Raw genomic sequence first — 18,086 nt, 5'->3', positions numbered from 1 at the left:
TAATGATTACCTAGTGCTAATTATTAGCTCTAGTGTAAACAGAAACCAAAAAGAAGAAAGAGAATGCGATAAGCCGCAAAATAGTGCGTTGAAGTAAAAGGTTTACTTCAACGCGAGGAGTTTAGTGCCAAGCTAAGGTGAAAAGTGACCACTGAGCATCAAATTGCGCGGTTGGTTTTGCTTTAAAATCAGAACGCACAAATTGATTCATTTTACCTTCTACGTAAGCAAGTAAAAGGTTAGCTAGTTGCTCTTCAGCAAGGGTAAAGGTTTTACCTTCGCGTAATTTACGCTCGCGTAATACTTGCTTTAGTTGAGTTTCTAACTTTTCAAATAAGCTTTGAATGCGCTCACGTAAACGCTCTTGCTCACCTTGTAATGCATCACCAGTAAGAATACGTGTAATACCAGGGTTTTTCTCAGCAAAGCTAAGAAGTAGCAATAAAATATTATGAATACGGCTGTGGGTGTCTTTTTCTTTTTCTAAGATAATATTGATATTAGAAAGCAGGGCATTTTCAATAAACTCGATTAAGCCTTCAAACATACGTGCTTTGCTAGGAAAGTGGCGGTAAAGCGCCGCTTCTGAAACACCTACCTCAGATGCTAGTTTTGCCGTGGTGATACGCTGTCCTGGACTGGTTTCAAGCATTTGCGCAAGTGCTTGTAAGATTTCTTCCTTGCGATTACTACGTTTTGTGGCAGGCATTTTTATCCCTTACTTCTTATCATTATTATCAACCTCAAGAGGCGCTTATCTTAATTACTTCTGATTTTAGATGCCAGTTTTTTTACTTTTTAGCTGTGAGTTTTGACGCGATTTCTTTCAATATTAAATGACTAATTTGTTGTTTTGATTGCAGTGATAAATGGCGTTCACCTTCCGGCCAAAAGAGTGTCATCGCATTGTTTTCACTATTAAAACCAATGCTAGAATCGGACACGTCATTAGCACAAATCATATCGAGATTTTTATTTTTTAGTTTGCCTTTGGCATAGTTTGCAACATCATTAGTTTCGGCTGCAAAACCCACTGTAAACGGACGATTTTCTTCAAGTGCTGCAACTGAGGCAATAATGTCAGGGTTTTTGCTGAGCTCAATAGTCATGGTATCGCCCTGCTTTTTAATTTTATTATTTGCAGTTGTCGTTGCCTTGTAATCGGCTACAGCAGCGCAGCCAATAAATACATCTGAATTAACTGCCAGTTCCATCGCAGCATCATGCATTTGCTGTGCGCTTTCTACATCAAAACGATTTACTTCGCTCGGTGTGGTTAAATTCACTGGGCCACTAATTAGGTTTACATTAGCTCCTAGCGCTTTTGCAGCACGGGCTAATGAAAATCCCATTTTTCCTGAACTGTGGTTAGAGATAAAACGCACAGGGTCAAGCGCTTCACGGGTTGGTCCGGCAGTGATAGTAACGGTTTTACCTGCTAGCAGTGGGGTATCTTCGCGCATTAAACACAACTCAACTAGCTCGTTTGGCTCTAACATGCGGCCTTTACCTACATCGCCACAGGCTTGCTCGCCACTAGCAGGTCCCCAAATAGAAACGCCATATTCACTTAATTTTTGCAAGTTTTGCTGGGTTGCAGGGTGAGCGTACATTTGCTGATTCATCGCCGGTGCAATCGCTACTTTAGCCGGTGTAGCGAGTACCAAGGTGGTTAATAGATCGTCGGCCATACCATGCGCCATTTTGGCGATGGTGTTAGCGCTGGCTGGTGCAATTAAAATAAGGTCAGCCCATTTAGCAAATTCAATATGGCCCATTGCCGCTTCTGCAGCTGGGTCAAGTAAGGATGTCGAAACTGGGTTTCCTGATACGGCTTGCATGGTAAGCGGGGTTATAAACTGTTGCGCAGAGTCGGTCATTACCACCTTAACTTGCGCGCCATTTTCGGTTAAACGCCTTGTTAATTCAGCACATTTATAAGCAGCAATACCGCCCGTAATTCCCAATACTATTTTCTTCGACATAATAATTAATGACATTTTTTAAATTAGCTAAACCATACCATTTTCCATAATTTTTGGCGAGGCTAGCTATACTATTAAATGAAGACAAATAGCTTAACAAGGATTGTTAAATGCAAATAAATCAAATGCCCATCGAGGCAAGACCAAGAGAAAAGTTATTAAATAAAGGTGCATCAAGTTTAACCGATGCCGAGCTACTGGCGATTTTTTTACGTACCGGTATTAAAGGGCTTAACGCCATTGAGTTAGCCGATACATTACTCAAACAACAAGGCTCGCTTGGTCAACTGTTTTCACTAGAGTGTGATTCATTCTGCCAGCAATTGGGACTGGGGCCTGCAAAATATGTACAGTTGCAAGCTGTGCTTGAATTGAGTAAACGTTTTTTTGCTGAGCAACTTAAGCGAGAAGCCGTATTTGATTCACCTTATTCGGTAATCAATTACTTAAAGTGCGAACTACAAAAAGAGCACAAAGAGTGTTTTTACTTGCTGCTGCTCGATAGTCAAAACCGACTCATTAAATCGATTAATTTATTTCAAGGCACTATTAATGCGGCATCGGTTTACCCAAGAGAGGTTGTTACCACAGTGCTTAAATACAATGCGGCTAATGTGATTTTGGCACATAACCACCCAAGTGGTATTGCTGAGCCTTCAGAGGCAGATAAATTAATTACAAAGCGACTTTCAGACGCGCTTGATTTGATTGATGTGAGTATTTTAGATCACATTATAATCGCTGCAGGTAATACTCATTCGTTTGCAGAGCATGGGCAAATTTGAAGGGACAAACGTGGGGTTATTAATGCTTTTTTGTAAATAGCTGTTTTTACAGTTATTAATATTATTGAAAATTATTCTCAATAGCATTAAAATTTGTAGTGTAATTAATTTTGAAAGCACTCACTTATTATGTACGTTTGTATTTGTCATGCAGTTACTGAAAAACAGATTAAACAGGCCGTAACCGATGGTATGGATTCTATTCGTGATGTGCGTGGTTGTTTAGGTGTAGGTAGTCAATGTGGTAAATGTGTATGTCATGCAAAAGATGTAATCACGCAATCACAGCAAGAATTAGCTATTAAAGTAAGTGTTGATTACACCAGCTGCCAAAAAGTAGCTTGATTCAAAATATGAGATTTCTAAATTAAAAAACCGCGTAAATCGCGGTTTTTTAATACTCAAAATAAAGAGTGCTTACTTGTGATAATCCAAGCAAATCTCTACTTCATTTTTTGAACCCATGGTAACAGCAACACGCTGGTGAATTTCCTGTGGTTCAATATCTAAAATACGGTCAAGTCCTGCATATGCAACACCGCCAGCTTGCTCTACTAGCATTGCCATTGGGTTTGCTTCATAAAGTAAACGCAGTTTGAATGGTTTTTCTGGGTTTTTCGTGTCTTCAGGGTAAGTAAATAAACCGCCGCGACATAATAAACGGTGAACATCACCTACCATGCAGGCAATCCAACGCATATTGAAGTTTTTCTTACGCGGGCCTTCTTCGCCAGCAAGGCAATCAGCAATATAGTTTTGCATTGGTGCTATCCAATGGCGCTGATTTGATGCATTAATTGCGAACTCTTTAGTGTCTTCAGGAATAGCTACTTTATCTTCAGTAAGTAAGAAACTGCCGTGTGTTCTGTCTAATGTGAATAAACGCGTACCTTTACCAATAGTTAGCGCTAACATAGTGGATGGGCCATACAGTACATAACCTGCTGCGACTTGGTGCTTGCCTGCCTGCATGAAAATGCTTTGATCATCAGCGGCTTTGTCTTTTGGCGCTCTCATAATTGAGAAGATAGTACCAACTAACGAATTAATATCGGTATTTGATGAACCATCAAGTGGGTCGAATGCAACAATGTACTCAGCATCAGGGTTGCCAGCAACAGTATAATCTTCTTCTTCAGACGCGATGGCTTTTACGTAGCCAGACTCAAGTAGAATATCTTTAAGTAACTGGTTCGATAAAACATCAAGCTTCTTTTGAGTTTCACCTTGAATATTCTCATCTAAGGTTGAACCTAAAACACCTGATAATTCACCTTGGCTTACACGGAATGAAATTTCCTTACAAGCAGCAAGAATCGTTCTGATCAATGATAAAAGATCACGAGGACAGCCGTCTTCGATCAATACTGGTGGAAGTCTACGCATTATATAATCCTGACTATTAGCTTATTGCCACATAAAGTGAGAGGGTGGCAACAGGCAACCTTTCGGTAGCGCTCAGTTAAATTTGTATACAATTGTACATTAGCTTGTGTATCATTTAAGCACCATGCACCATTGATAATGAAATAACAAAGAAGATGCAAAGATTAGTACAACCATTTCTGCTGATCTGTGCTTTGTTACTGTTAAGTATACCAAAAGCGCAGGCAACCCTGAAACCCATTGATGCATTTACTAACGAAATGAATCGTTATCCGGGTTATTTTACCTTTTATTATGACAATACTTCGGGCAAAGTTTATTTAGCAGTAGATAAATTTAATCAAGAATTTCTTCTGCAATTAAGCATGCCTTACGGCTTAGGGTCGAATGATATTGGTCTTGACCGAGGTCAGCTGGGCGACACCAAAATTGTGCAGTTTGAAAAACACGGTAATAAACTTTTATTAAAGCAAAATAATACTTACTACCGTGCTAACAGCTCAAACGCAGCTGAGCAGCAAAGTATTCGTGAAGCATTTGCTTCTAGCGTATTGCACGGTTTTGAAATTAAAGCAGCAAATAACGATAGTGTGTTAATTGATTACACGCCTTATTTACTATCCGATGTGCATGGTGTTAGTCGCACACTTGCAAGCCAGCAACAAGGTAGTTTTAGCCTTGATAAAAGTAAAAGTGCTGTTTATATGCCGCGTTCTAAGTCGTTTGCTAAAAATACCGAGTTAGAAGCGATTGTTAGTTTTAATGGCACAAAGCCGGGTAAATACATAAAACAAGTAGCGCCAGATCCATACGCTATTTCAGTACATTTACATCATTCGTTAATTGAACTACCTGATGATGGTTTTAAACCGCGTAAATTCCATCCGCAATCGGGCTTTTGGAGCGAAGAATATAAAGACTATGCGGCGCCTTTATCAGAGTCGATGTATGTGCGTTATATTCCAAAACATCGCTTAGCGAAAAAAGATCCAACAGCTGAAATCTCAGAAGCCGTTAAACCAATTATTTACTACCTCGACCCAGGTGTACCAGACCCTGTAAAAACAGCTTTACTCGATGGTGCAAAATGGTGGCAAGCAGCCTTTGAAGCAGCGGGTTATAAAAATGCATACCAAGTAAAAATTCTACCTGAAAAAGCCGACCCAATGGATATTCGCTATAACGTGATCCAATGGGTGCACCGTGCAACTCGTGGTTGGTCATACGGTTCAAGTGTAATCGACCCACGCACAGGCGAAATTATTAAAGGTCATGTAACTCTTGGTTCGCTGCGTGTGCGTCAAGATATTCTGATTGCAGAAGCACTTGCTGCACCTTATCTAAAAGGCGATGAAACGGTAGAAAAATTACATGCGATGGCGCTTGACCGTATTCGTCAATTAAGTGCGCATGAAGTAGGTCATACCTTAGGTATTGCGCATAACTTTTCTGCGTCAGTAAAAGACCGCGCATCGGTAATGGATTACCCCCATCCTTTAGTGAGTTTTAAAGAGGATGGTAGCTTTAACACTGAAAATGGCTATGGCAAAGGCTTAGGTGTGTGGGATATTCAAGTTGTGAAATATGGTTACTCTGATTTTCCGATTTTGACTGAAGCAAAAGAACTTGAAAAAATCTTAGCGGAAAACAAACGCCTTGGTCTTGAGTTTATTTCCGATAGCGATGCACGCGCTAAAGGCGGCGCACACCCAACTGCACATTTGTGGGATAACGGCGAAAATCCTAGCCAAGAGCTACACCGAGTGCTTTCTATTCGCGAAAAAGCGATGGCGAAGTTTGGCCTTCACAATATTAAAAACGGTACGGCGCTATCACAGCTAGAAGAAGTGTTTATTCCACTTTATTTATTTCATCGTTACCAAACGGAAGCTGTGGTTAAATTGATTGCAGGCATTGATTACGAGTATGAATTACGTAGTGGTGATACTTTTAAAGGTAACAAGCTTGTTGATGTTGCTAAGCAAAAAGAAGCACTAAGTGCGTTATTAACAACGCTTGATGCGAACCAGTTAGTAGTGCCTGAACACGTGCTTGATGTGATTACACCAAAAGCTTACGGAGAATACAAAACGCGTGAAAGCTTAATCGGCCGTACTGGTTTGACACTTGATCCGTTAGCATTACCGGAAGTTTCTGCAAATCATTCACTCTCATTATTGCTAAATTCACAGCGTCTAAATCGTCTTCATTTCCAAGCGATGCGAGATAGCAAACAGCTAAGTGCGCGTAATGTGTTATTTCAACTTAGTGAGCAGGTATTTTTTGATAGCCAAAAACAAGGTATGGCACACCAAGTATCTCAACGTATTCAAATGGTGGCGGCATATCATTTAGTAAATGCAGCGCTTAGTGATAAAACCGACCCAGAGGTACAAGCTGAGTTAGTTGGTCAAATTGAATTTATAGCCCGTAAATTTGCGCGTTCTAATGATAACTTTAAGAAATATCTTGCGAATATCTTATTTAAATCGTTAGAAGAGGGTCAATGGCAAGGTCACTTTAAGCCACTGCCGATGCCGCCGGGCTCACCTATTTAACACCTAAATAGTAAGTTATGGCATACTAAGCCCATTAGCGAAATCTAATGGGCTTTTTTATTGAACTGTTAATCTATTTAAAGCTCATATCGAATTTATACGACAAGAATCAACAACAATGCATATTCATATTTTAGGTATTTGCGGCACCTTTATGGGGGGCATCGCAGCCATTGCAAAATCCTTGGGCCATAAAGTTACAGGCTCAGATCAAAACGTTTACCCACCAATGAGTACTCAACTTGAGTCTCTAGGCATTGAGCTAATTCAAGGTTACGATGTTGCTCAGTTAAAACCACAACCAGATATTGTGGTGATTGGCAATGCTATGAGCCGTGGTAATCCATGCGTTGAATATGTGCTTGAAAATCGTATTCCTTATACGTCGGGCCCAGAATGGTTAAAGCACAATGTACTGCAAGATGCGTGGGTACTAGCGGTGTCGGGCACCCATGGTAAAACTACCACTGCAAGTATGCTTGCATGGGTATTAGAATACGCAGGTCTTGATCCAAGTTTTTTAATTGGTGGCGTAGTACAAAACTTTGGCTTGTCGGCGCGCATAGGTAAAACACCGTTTTTTGTTATAGAAGCAGATGAATATGACACCGCATTTTTTGATAAGCGCAGCAAGTTTGTGCACTATCTGCCGCGCACCTTAATTCTCAATAACCTTGAATTTGATCACGCTGACATTTTTGAAAATTTAGCGGCTATTCAAAAACAGTTTCATCACTTATTACGCATTGTACCAGGGCAAGGTAAAGTGATTTGGCCAAGCGATGATGTGAATATTCAGCAAGTGATAGAAAAAGGCTGCTGGAGTGAGCAAGAGCAACTTGGCAATGACTGGGATTACCAACTTGTAAACGCAGATGGCAGTGAGTTTGATGTACTGCTTAGTGGCGATATCGTTGGGCGTGTGAACTGGCAAGCAATTGGCGAGCACAACGTTAAAAACGCTTTAATGACGATTGCAGCAGCGCGTCATGTGGGTATTCCTGTTGAAACATCAATTGCGGCGCTGGCTGAGTTTATTTCGCCAAAACGCCGTATGGAATTAAAAGGCGATGTTGCGGGCATTAAGCTCTACGATGATTTCGCCCATCACCCAACTGCTATTAAAACGACTTTAGCTGGGCTTAGAGCAAAAGTGGGCCAAGCGCGTATTTTTGCCGTATTAGAACCACGTTCCAATACAATGAAAATGGGCGTGCATCAAAATACATTATTAGCGTCACTCGAAAATGCCGACGATGTGATTTTATTTGAGCCAGAGAACCTAAGCTGGTCACTCAAAGACGCTGCCAATAAGGTTGGCGCTCTATGTTTTAACAGCACCGACGAGATCATTAAAACGCTACTTGAAAAAGCAACTGCAGGCGACCATATATTGGTAATGAGTAACGGTGGCTTTGAAAATATTCATAATCGTATTTTAGATGCGCTTGCCAACAAATAGGCTTTTTATGACGCAAAACCATGAATTTAATGAAACCATTACCGTTGCACTTAGCGGTGCTTCAGGCATGCCGTATGGTTTAAAACTAATTGAAACGCTAATTTCGTTAAATCACCAAGTATTTGTTTTGGTATCAAGCGCAGCCCGCGTGGTGCTTGATACGGAATCGGATGTGAAGCTGTCTGGCAACGAAGAAAAGGCAACTGAGCAACTATCTAGCTTATTCAATGCCAAGCCAAACCAGCTTAAAGTATTTGGCAAAGATAACTGGTTTAGCCCTGTGGCATCGGGTAGTGCAGCACCTAAAAAGATGATTGTGTGCCCGTGTAGTGCAGGCACGGTATCGGCGATTAGTCATGGCGCATCTGACAACTTATTAGAGCGTGCAGCAGATGTAGTGATTAAAGAAAAAGGCCAATTAATGCTGGTGGTGCGCGAAACACCGCTGAGTGCGATTCATCTTGAAAATATGCATAAGCTGGCGCAACTAGGTGTAACCATTATGCCCGCAGCACCAGGGTTTTATCATAACCCTAGCTCAATTGAAGATTTGGTTAACTTTATGGTGGCGCGTATTTTAGATCATCTCTCTATTGAGCATACGCTGGCTAAACGTTGGGGCTACGGCTGCTAATTAATCCATCCAAAATTGGAACGCAAAACACAATGACAAAAGCTCTCGAAATTGTTGGTTTAGAAAAAACCTACAGTAACGGTGTTCAAGCTGTTAAAGGAATTGATTTAACGGTCGAAAAAGGTGACTTTTTTGCGCTGTTAGGTGCTAATGGTGCAGGCAAATCGACCACAATTGGCGTGATTTCTTCGCTTGTAAATAAAACCAAAGGTACGGTAAAAGTATTTGGTCATGATATTGATACTGACCTTGGCAAGGCTAAAACTAATTTAGGGTTAGTACCGCAGGAATTTAACTTTAGTCAGTTTGAAACACTTAATCAAATCTTAGTGAACCAAGCCGGTTACTATGGCGTGCCTCGCGCAGAGGCGCACAAGCGTGCTGATGAATTGCTTGCACAACTTGGTCTTGCCGATAAAAAAGATAAGCAAGCACGCACCTTATCAGGTGGTATGAAACGTCGTTTAATGATAGCACGTGCGTTAATGCATAAACCGCAGCTGCTGATTTTAGATGAACCCACCGCCGGTGTAGATATTGAGCTGCGCCGATCGATGTGGGAATTCTTAAAAGAAATAAACCAGCAAGGCGTTACGATTATCCTCACTACTCATTACCTTGAAGAAGCGGAAATGTTGTGTAAAAACATTGCGATTATCGATAAAGGTCAAATTATTGAAAACACCAATATGAAGTCACTGTTGGCAAAGCTTGATAAAGAAACCTTTATTCTTGATTTAAAACAGCCAACATCGGCATTTTCTCTTGATGGTTACACAACTCGTGAGATTGACGACCATACAATCGAAGTAGATGTGGAAAAATCACAAGGGTTAAATGGTGTATTTGACGCATTAAGTGCGTCAGGCAATACGGTGCTAAGTATGCGTAATAAGGCGAATCGATTAGAAGAGCTGTTTGTTGCGATTGTGGAAAAGGGGCGCGAGCAATAATGAGTAATCAATTTACCGCATTAAAAACCATTTGGATTAAAGAGTGTATTCGTTTTACTCGTATTTGGGTGCAAACGTTAGTGCCGCCAGCAATTACCATGTCACTATACTTTGTTATTTTTGGTAATTTAATAGGCTCGCGCATTGGCGATATGGGTGGCTTTAACTATATGGAGTTTATTGTACCGGGTCTTATAATGATGTCGGTGATTACTAACTCTTATTCCAATGTAGCATCGAGTTTTTACTCAACAAAATTCCAAAAAAGCATCGAAGAGTTACTCGTTTCGCCTGTGCCAACTTACATTATTGTACTTGGTTACATGGGCGGCGGTATGGCGCGCGGCTTATGTGTTGGCATTATAGTGACTATTTTGTCGCTGTTTTTTGTTGATATTCAAATTCATAATGTGGCGGTTATTTTTGCTACTGTTTTACTTACCGCTGCGGTATTCGCTTTAGGTGGATTAATTAATGCGGTATACGCTAATAGTTTTGATGATATCAGTATTATCCCCACCTTTGTTTTAACGCCGCTAACTTATTTAGGTGGCGTGTTTTATTCAATCACCTTGTTACCTGATTTTTGGCAAGGAGTTTCACAATTTAATCCGATTATCTACATGGTAAATGCATTTAGATACGGCTTTTTAGGTGTTTCGGATGTGGATATCACAACGGCATTTGCAGTGATTATTGGGTTTATTAGCGCTTTATTTGCTATGGCATACCGTTTAATTGATAAAGGGGTTGGCATTCGCCACTGATAGAAATATGTCTGACGCAAATTCAAGAAGTATTAGTTCGAATCAACAAGGACTAAATGAAAAGTTAGAAGAAGTGGTGCGCAAGCATCTAAGTACTGAATTTAAAAAGCCGATTGCTGCACATACGCAAGCTGCTTTTGATGAAGTTAACGAAAAGGTAAAAAGCTTTAACGGCCCAATTATTCTCGATTCATGTTGTGGCGTGGGCGAAAGTACCGCTAACTTAGCGCGTAAGCACCCAGAAGCATTAGTAATTGGTATTGATAAATCAGCACATCGCTTAGAAAAACATGATGTTGAGTACAAACAAACGGAAAATGGCCAATACTTGTTAGTGCGCGCTGATTTAAATGACTTTTGGCGTTTAGTGGTGGAACATCAATGGCAAGTGACTCACCACTATTTGCTGTACCCAAATCCGTGGCCTAAAGCTAAGCATTTAGGGCGTCGCTGGCATGGAGCACCTGTCTTTCCTTATATTGTGAAAATTGGTGGGCAACTTGAAGTGAGAAGTAATTGGCAAACCTATGTTGATGAGTTTGCCTTTGCACTAGGTTTAGCTGGCGTGGATGTCTCTGTTGCACCTTACAGTGCCGACACTGCAATTACGCCATTTGAGCGTAAATATTGGGCCAGTGGCCAACAAAGCCACCGGCTGCAAATCGATCTTAACTCGCTTTAGCTGATAACCCTTGTTCTACTTGAGCCAGCGTTTGAGCTGGCTCAGCAAAATAATAGCCCTGCACATAATTTATGCCGGCTTGGGCTAACTTATCTACGACTAATTTGTTTTCGACGCCTTCAGCAATCAGTGTTAAACCTACTTTTTTAGCAAAGCTAGCAATGTGTTGTATAAACAAAAATACCTCTTCATCTTTCACTATTTGTGATACCAATGAACTATCGATTTTAATGCCATCAACTTCCAGTTTAAGAATATTCGAAATATTTGAGTAGCCTGTTCCAAAGTCGTCGATAAATACTTTAGCGCCATGGCGTTTAACCATAGTGATAAAGCTTTTAACTTCATTAAAGTTAGCTACAGCTTCGGTTTCTACTAGCTCAAATGTGATGTTTTGCGGCGTAGGGTAGCGTTTTAACTCATCATCAAAAAAGGCTGCAAGGCTTGGGTCTAGCATATCTTGGGCGGTAAGGTTCATACTCCAACATAAATCGGTCTTGCGAAAACGCATGACACAGTCGAGGAAAATAATACGAGTTAGTTGTCCATCCATGCGGCTTCGATTTACTACAGAAAGAAAATAGTCTGGCTCATAGAGAGTGTTATTCATTTTTATGCGGGCAAGCCCTTCATACATAAGTATTTCATTGCCATCTGTTGATACGATAGGTTGAAAGTAGGCGTGCACCTGTGAAGTATTGAAGGCTTCACGTACATCTTTAGCGATTTTTATATTGTGTTGATATTGATGTTTGATGGTATTCATCGCATCGGAATAAAACACAACCAGCTCTCGAGAACGCTTGGCTTGCTCTACGGCGATGCGTGCATTTTCAATTAAGAGTGTTTTATTGCCTGATGCAATGCCTGCACACAGTGTCACGTAAATAAATGGATCACATAAAAGCGGTGTGTTTTTATTTAAGTTTTCAATTTGTTTAACGCATTCGGTGTTGTTGATATGAGTTGTTAAGAGGGCAATTTTATTACTTGATAAACGATACAATGAACATTCACTACTTTTAAGTTTATCTAATCGCGTAAGTAATTTATGCATTACTGTATCGCCAATGTGCGAGCCATAAAAACTGATAATTTCTTCTAAATCACTAACCAATATAATTGCTAGTTGCATATGCAGTTGTGGCGTTTGGTGAATTTTTCGCTCCAACGCGATATGGTTTGCAAAGCCAGTTGCAGGGTCTCGTGTTAAATTTTGTTTTAAAAGGTAAATGTAAAACGCACCCACTAAGGTTGCGATAAAAAAGAAAAAGCAGGCTGTGATAATCGCTTGCGTCACACTGGCAGCAAGCTGCTCATTTAAATCAGTGATGGTGATATCTGCACCTGTTAAATAGGTGCGGCCATCAGCCGATTGGAATGGTAAGAAAATGGTGCGAAAGTGTCCCCATTGATCTTCACTATGCTCAAAAACGGGGCCTGTTGAGTAAAACGCTTTTCTATTTGACTCAGTCGCCTCAGGGTATAAATCGTAAAAATAGGTCAGTTTATTGTTTTTTATATCGTTGTTGGTATAACTCGATGCCGAAAAATAAACTTGATCTCCTTCGAGTATCATGGCGTAAACGTATTCTAGCTTTAACTGCATTGCAAACTCAGATAACTGCTTACTTTTGAGTAAATAGCTTTTCTGGTCGATATGCTCTGGGCCAGTGATGTTGTTATGATAATCTTCGCCAAGGATAAATTTAACGCTTTGCGCAGCGTTTAAAAGCCTCGCATCGACATCTTTCATAATGTCATTGTAGGTGTGGGAGTAAATGTAATAGACATAGCCACAAAGGCTGGCTAAAAAAAGAAAACTGGCAAATATTATCCAGCGGATTCCTTTATTCGAGTAATACATGCAAATCCTTGCCTTAACTAATTTTTGCCGCAACTGAAAAATACTGCTTTACTGTATAGCGAGCAAAGGGTTATGTTATTTTTAGTACCCAATATTAGTAAATATAGCTGATTTTTTACAGTAGAAGTTGTAGATATTGTGCAAATTACGAGACTTTTTCTTGTAATTGAAGTAGAGTTGACAACCTTTTTTTATGAATATGTTTGAACACTTTTTGGGTAAAGTGAGTAGTATGGTTGATGAAACACGTCAAGCAGTGCGCCCAGCAATAGCGTCTGAAGAAAGCTTAATGCGAATTTTTACGGTGCCAGAGGCGCCGGGCTCGACTTTGGCTAAAATTGAGCAAGAGATCTCGAGTAATCTAGCAGGTTTTCTTAACGAAAATATTGCAGCGGTAGAAAAACCATTGCACGAAATCGAAAAAGACTTCCAATCAGCCATTATTCCTGAAGAGCCAAGGTTCGTTTCTGAACATGCTCAAGAATTGATGGAAAAGTTGGTTGCCCATTCAGTTCACACGTCTGCTCCGAGCTTTATTGGTCATATGACCTCAGCGTTACCGCATTTTGTTTTACCTCTGTCTAAGTTGATGGTGGGGTTAAACCAAAATCTGGTAAAGATTGAAACATCAAAAGCTTTTACACCGCTTGAACGTCAAGTATTGGGTATGATGCACCACATGGTTTATGGCAAAGATGATGCTTTCTACCGTAAATGGATGCACAATGCGAAAAATGCACTAGGTGCATTTTGTTCAGGTGGTACCGTAGCCAATATTTCTGCACTTTGGGTTGCACGTAATAAACTGCTTAAACCTGATGGTGACTTTAATGGCATAAACAGCGACGGTTTAGTTGCTGCTATGATGCATTATGGCTACAAAGGCTTAGCTATTTTAGTGTCAGAGCGTGGGCATTACTCATTAGGTAAAGCAGCTGATGTGCTCGGCATTGGCCGCAGCAATATAGTCTCGATAGAAACTGACCATAATAATCGTGTTGATGTTGCTAAAATGCGTGAAAAAGCTAAAGAATTAGCTGAAAAGGGCATTAAGGTCATGGCAATTGTTGGTGTTGCTGGCACAACTGAAACAGGCAATATTGACCCGCTGCATGAAATGGCTGATTTAGCTGAAGAAATTAATTGTCATTTCCATATCGATGCCGCTTGGGGTGGTGCGACGTTATTATCAAATAATGCCCGTACTTTACTTGCTGGCTGTGAGCGAGCAGATTCAATTACCATTGATGCGCATAAGCAAATGTATGTGCCAATGGGCGCAGGCATTGTGCTTTTCAAAGAACCTGACACTGTTAATGTAGTTGAACATCACGCCGAATATATCTTACGTAAAGGTTCAAAAGATCTAGGTTCGCATACGCTTGAAGGCAGCCGCCCTGGTATGGCGATGCTAGTGCACGCTTGTTTATCAATTATTGGTCGTAAAGGCTACGAAATGTTAATTGATAAAAGCTTGGAAAAAGCACGCTACTTTGCAGAACTTATTAAGCAAACAGATGATTTTGAGCTGGTTACAGAACCAGAGCTTTGCTTATTAACTTACCGTTATGTGCCTGAAAAGATTAAAGAGGTACTAAAAACAGCTGATGAACAAACGAAACTAGATATTTTCGCCGCATTGAACCGCTTTATAGCAAGTATGCAAAAGCGCCAGCGAGAAGCAGGTCGTTCGTTTGTTTCTCGTACCCGTTTAACGCCATATCAATACGATAATTTACCAACAGTAGTTTTTCGCGTTGTGCTTGCGAATCCGTTGACTTCAAATCAAATTTTGCATGACATTTTGGCTGAGCAGCGTGTATTAGCTGAAAAAGATCCTATTTTTAAAAAATACTTGGCGAAGTATTTGTAAATATTTAATAAAAAAATCAAAAGAAAAGGGAGCTGTAGCTCCCTTTTTTATGTTGTTTTAAATATTTGTGCTGATACTCAGCGCATTGATTTAAGCTTCAGTTTCTATATCGACGATTAGATCTGAGGTAATAGATTCAAGTGCTTCTATCACATCATCTTTACTAAGCCCAGAAGGCAGCTCAACACGAGCTTCAGCATTAAACAGAGGCACACCCCAATTTGGAGCGCTTTGTTGTTTAGAGGTGAAATGTACAATTGACGCACCTTTATGGCGAAGTACACTTGAAAGCTCTTGAACTATGCCCGGCCTGTCGTTGCTGGTAATAACAAAATTAAGAAGTTGGTTTGAGTTGGTGACTTGCTCTTTACCAGCTTCAATTTTAACTTCTAAATCTGGAATAGCGTGAATCGCGCTTTCAAGCGCTGATAAATGTTCTTCTGCAACTTCTAATTGTAAGATACCAGCAAAATGCCCACATAAGTGACTTAAATTACTGGCAAGCCAGTTTCCATGGTTTGCCAGAACCGCTGAGGATAGTTCATCTACTAGACCTGAGCGGTCAGGACCAATAATTGTTAATACTAACTGCTTCATATACTTGTCTCGTTATCTAATTAGCGCAACCCACGCCACACAAAATAAAGAAATAATTGTTAGCTAATTCAAAGGATTAAAGTGGTATGTGGCGTCGATTAAGTATTGTTTATTGGCGCTCTTTTGTCCAACTTATTTTGTCAAAATTTGTTAACGTATTGAGTGTAACTTTTCGGTAATAAAAACGAAATATTACAGCGGTTGTAACATTTCTGTCATCTTGACAAAATATAATGCACGGCAACTAAATCTTAATTCTATTTTTAAAGGGCAAGTGGATGAGTTCCAATCCGCCAAGTGTTGATTTCAATACTAATAGAAACAGACTGATCAAAGATAAATTAGCTAAATACAGCATTACTGCAGGCGGTACGTTAGTTCTGGTTGCTCTGCTGTTGATCTTCTTTTATCTCTTGTATGTAGTTCAGCCAATTTTTGCTTCAGCACATGTTGAAGTGAGAAATCAATTTACACTTCCGGCTTCGCAAGAATACATTGCAGGTGGCATGGAAGAGCAAGGTGAAATAGCTTATCTATTTACACCTTCAGGTGAATTAAGCTACTACACCATTAAAGGTGAAAACTTTGGCAACAAGCTTACCAGCTTTAATGTTGAGTTTGATGCAGCTGTTACTAGTTTTGCACGTACCGCTCCACATCAAGGTATGTATGCGTATGGTTTAGAAAACGGTGCAATTAAAGTTGTTGAACCAAAGTTTGAAGTTGGTTTTGCCAATAATAGCCGCACCATTAAACCAAGTATCGCTTACCCTTTAGGTGAAAATGAAGTGATGATAGATGACGAAGGTGCATCTATTCGTCAATTTGCTTTTAGCTATGTGGCTGACGATAACCGCTTAGGTGTATTGGCTATTACAGGTGATAAGCGTCTTTTATTGAGCATGTTGTCAGCTGAAGAGAATATGTTCTCAGGCGAAATGGAATGGTCAAGTGAAGTAACTGAAATCCCTGTTGAGGGTAAAGTTGATGAATTGCTTATTTCACCTGATTTTAGCCGTGCATTTGTCCGTGTAGCCAATAAAATCTACATTTATAACACACGCGATATTGAAGATATTACTCAAATTCAAGTGCTTGCTGCTAATCAAGAAAACGCTAATTTAGTGAAAATGCAGTTGCTTTCAGGTGCTAACTCTCTGATGTTAGTAAATGATAACGGTGAAATTTCACAATGGTTTGAAATTAACGGTGAGAAAGGCCGTAAATTTGCCAAAATCCGTTCATTTGCAAGCAATGATAGTAATATCTCTGGCTTATATAGTGAGTTTTACCGTCGTACTTTCTTTAGTACCAATAGTGAAGGCGAACTATCACTTTATTATACAACCAGTGAAAGCAAGTTATGGTCAGGCAAAGTAAGCGATGCGGGCATTGATTTCTTCTCAATCTCGCCACGTTCAAATGCTGCTTTAATGCTCGCAGGTAATCAACTTGTTGTAGTTAATATTGAAAACGAACACCCTGAGGTATCGTGGTCAGCGCTTTGGCAAGAAGTGTGGTACGAAGGTTATCCTGAACCTGCTTATATTTGGCAATCAACTTCGGCAAGTGATGACTTTGAGTCGAAATTATCACTGGTGCCAATTTCATTCGGTACAATTAAAGCTGCCCTTTATGCAATGCTATTTGCAGTACCAATTGCACTTTCTGCAGCAATTTACACGGCATACTTTATGTCGCCAGAGCTACGTCGCTTTGTAAAGCCAACCGTTGAAATTATGGAAGCATTACCAACGGTAATTCTAGGTTTCTTAGCGGGTCTTTGGTTAGCGCCATTAATTGAATCTCATTTGCCTGCGATTATGCTGATCCTGTTGTTAACGCCAGTCGCCATCTTGTTAACAGCATTCTTCTGGCAGAACTTACCAGAATCAATTCGTCACAGAATTCCTGATGGCAGCCATGCAATTTTACTTATTCCAGTGGTATTACTGGCTGGTTATATTGCATTTGCTCTTAGCCCGGCAGTTGAATTATGGGTATTTGATGGTGATGTGCGTCGTTATATTACCAATGAGTTAGGTATCGATTTTGACCAACGTAACTCGCTAGTTGTGGGTATTGCAATGGGTTTTGCGGTTATTCCAACTATTTTCTCGATTGCTGAAGATGCGGTATTTAGTGTACCTAAGCACTTATCTAATGGCTCACTTGCACTTGGTGCAACGCAGTGGCAAACGCTTGTGCGCGTAGTATTACTAACAGCAAGCCCTGGTATTTTCTCAGCGGTAATGATGGGCTTAGGTCGTGCTGTTGGTGAGACCATGATTGTACTTATGGCAACGGGTAATACACCAATTATGGATTGGAGTATTTTCCAAGGTATGCGTACCCTTGCAGCTAACATTGCAGTAGAAATGCCTGAGTCAGAGGTGGGAAGTACTCACTATCGCATTCTGTTCTTAGCGGCATTTGTGTTGTTTATTTTCACCTTTATCTTTAACACGATTGCTGAATTTGTTCGTCAGCGTTTACGTGAAAAGTATAGTTCACTGTAAGGTTAGGAGATTTAATAA

The 18,086-nt window shown here is 40.2% G+C and carries 15 protein-coding genes; 10 read left to right on the top strand and 5 right to left on the bottom strand.

What is annotated here, in order from left to right:
* Positions 1-121 precede the first annotated feature (121 nt).
* Both slmA and coaBC read right to left on the bottom strand, forming a co-directional pair.
* Positions 122-709, bottom strand: coding sequence for a nucleoid occlusion factor SlmA (gene slmA, locus AAEU29_RS16535; protein ID WP_372767564.1), 588 nt, complete (start codon positions 707-709; stop codon positions 122-124).
* Positions 710-791: 82 nt separating this feature from the next.
* Positions 792-1,985, bottom strand: a complete 1,194-nt coding sequence (coaBC, locus tag AAEU29_RS16530) for a bifunctional phosphopantothenoylcysteine decarboxylase/phosphopantothenate--cysteine ligase CoaBC (RefSeq protein WP_421974331.1) — start codon at positions 1,983-1,985, stop codon at positions 792-794.
* 110 nt (positions 1,986-2,095) lie between these two features.
* Here coaBC and radC point away from each other — a divergent pair, with 110 nt between their 5' ends.
* Together radC and AAEU29_RS16520 are read left to right on the top strand one after the other, a co-directional pair.
* Positions 2,096-2,770: a RadC family protein gene (gene radC, locus AAEU29_RS16525; protein WP_421974330.1), complete on the top strand. Its 675-nt coding sequence runs from the start codon at positions 2,096-2,098 to the stop codon at positions 2,768-2,770.
* A gap of 129 nt (positions 2,771-2,899) precedes the next feature.
* The gene (locus tag AAEU29_RS16520; protein WP_054979552.1) at positions 2,900-3,115 is read left to right on the top strand and encodes a bacterioferritin-associated ferredoxin; all 216 of its coding nucleotides are present in this window, start codon (positions 2,900-2,902) and stop codon (positions 3,113-3,115) included.
* A gap of 72 nt (positions 3,116-3,187) precedes the next feature.
* Here AAEU29_RS16520 and AAEU29_RS16515 read toward each other — a convergent pair whose 3' ends face one another.
* Positions 3,188-4,156, bottom strand: coding sequence for a class 1 fructose-bisphosphatase (locus tag AAEU29_RS16515; RefSeq protein ID WP_105170435.1), 969 nt, complete (start codon positions 4,154-4,156; stop codon positions 3,188-3,190).
* Positions 4,157-4,311: 155 nt separating this feature from the next.
* Here AAEU29_RS16515 and AAEU29_RS16510 point away from each other — a divergent pair, with 155 nt between their 5' ends.
* The 6 genes from AAEU29_RS16510 (at position 4,312) to trmB (ending at position 11,212) form a co-directional block, all read left to right on the top strand.
* Complete coding sequence (locus AAEU29_RS16510) at positions 4,312-6,714, top strand: zinc-dependent metalloprotease (protein ID WP_421974329.1); 2,403 nt, start codon at positions 4,312-4,314, stop codon at positions 6,712-6,714.
* 118 nt (positions 6,715-6,832) lie between these two features.
* Entirely contained in the window at positions 6,833-8,176 is a 1,344-nt protein-coding gene (mpl, locus tag AAEU29_RS16505) for a UDP-N-acetylmuramate:L-alanyl-gamma-D-glutamyl-meso-diaminopimelate ligase (protein WP_421974328.1), read from the top strand.
* 7 nt (positions 8,177-8,183) lie between these two features.
* The gene (locus AAEU29_RS16500) at positions 8,184-8,810 is read left to right on the top strand and encodes a flavin prenyltransferase UbiX (protein ID WP_421974327.1); all 627 of its coding nucleotides are present in this window, start codon (positions 8,184-8,186) and stop codon (positions 8,808-8,810) included.
* Positions 8,811-8,842: 32 nt separating this feature from the next.
* Positions 8,843-9,763, top strand: a complete 921-nt coding sequence (locus AAEU29_RS16495; RefSeq protein ID WP_138630236.1) for an ABC transporter ATP-binding protein — start codon at positions 8,843-8,845, stop codon at positions 9,761-9,763.
* Positions 9,763-10,530 carry an ABC transporter permease gene (locus tag AAEU29_RS16490; RefSeq protein ID WP_421974326.1) on the top strand — a complete coding sequence of 256 codons (768 nt, stop codon included), beginning with the start codon at positions 9,763-9,765 and terminating at the stop codon, positions 10,528-10,530. The genes AAEU29_RS16495 and AAEU29_RS16490 overlap by 1 nt, the downstream gene beginning before the upstream one ends.
* Positions 10,531-10,537: 7 nt before the next feature.
* Positions 10,538-11,212: a tRNA (guanine(46)-N(7))-methyltransferase TrmB gene (gene trmB / locus AAEU29_RS16485; RefSeq protein WP_421974325.1), complete on the top strand. Its 675-nt coding sequence runs from the start codon at positions 10,538-10,540 to the stop codon at positions 11,210-11,212.
* Here trmB and AAEU29_RS16480 read toward each other — a convergent pair.
* Entirely contained in the window at positions 11,199-13,079 is a 1,881-nt protein-coding gene (locus AAEU29_RS16480) for an EAL domain-containing protein (RefSeq protein ID WP_421974324.1), read from the bottom strand. The two genes, trmB and AAEU29_RS16480, sit on opposite strands and share 14 nt — an antisense overlap.
* Before the next feature lie 199 nt (positions 13,080-13,278).
* On the opposite strand from AAEU29_RS16480, the gene panP reads away from it, so the two are divergent.
* On the top strand, positions 13,279-14,952 hold the full coding sequence (gene panP, locus AAEU29_RS16475; protein ID WP_421974378.1) for a pyridoxal-dependent aspartate 1-decarboxylase PanP: 1,674 nt from the start codon (positions 13,279-13,281) through the stop codon (positions 14,950-14,952).
* A 90-nt stretch (positions 14,953-15,042) separates the two neighbouring features.
* On the opposite strand, the gene AAEU29_RS16470 is transcribed toward panP, so the two are convergent.
* Positions 15,043-15,549, bottom strand: coding sequence for a glycine cleavage system transcriptional repressor (locus AAEU29_RS16470; RefSeq protein ID WP_421974323.1), 507 nt, complete (start codon positions 15,547-15,549; stop codon positions 15,043-15,045).
* 278 nt (positions 15,550-15,827) lie between these two features.
* Between AAEU29_RS16470 and AAEU29_RS16465 the strand changes: the two genes are divergently transcribed.
* On the top strand, positions 15,828-18,068 hold the full coding sequence (locus AAEU29_RS16465) for an ABC transporter permease subunit (protein WP_421974322.1): 2,241 nt from the start codon (positions 15,828-15,830) through the stop codon (positions 18,066-18,068).
* Positions 18,069-18,086 lie beyond the last annotated feature (18 nt).

Source organism: Pseudoalteromonas aquimarina (assembly GCF_049257255.1).
Classification (GTDB): Bacteria; Pseudomonadota; Gammaproteobacteria; order Enterobacterales; family Alteromonadaceae; genus Pseudoalteromonas.
Note: the sequence above shows the minus strand (reverse complement) of the source record. Positions and strands in the feature narration are given on the sequence as shown.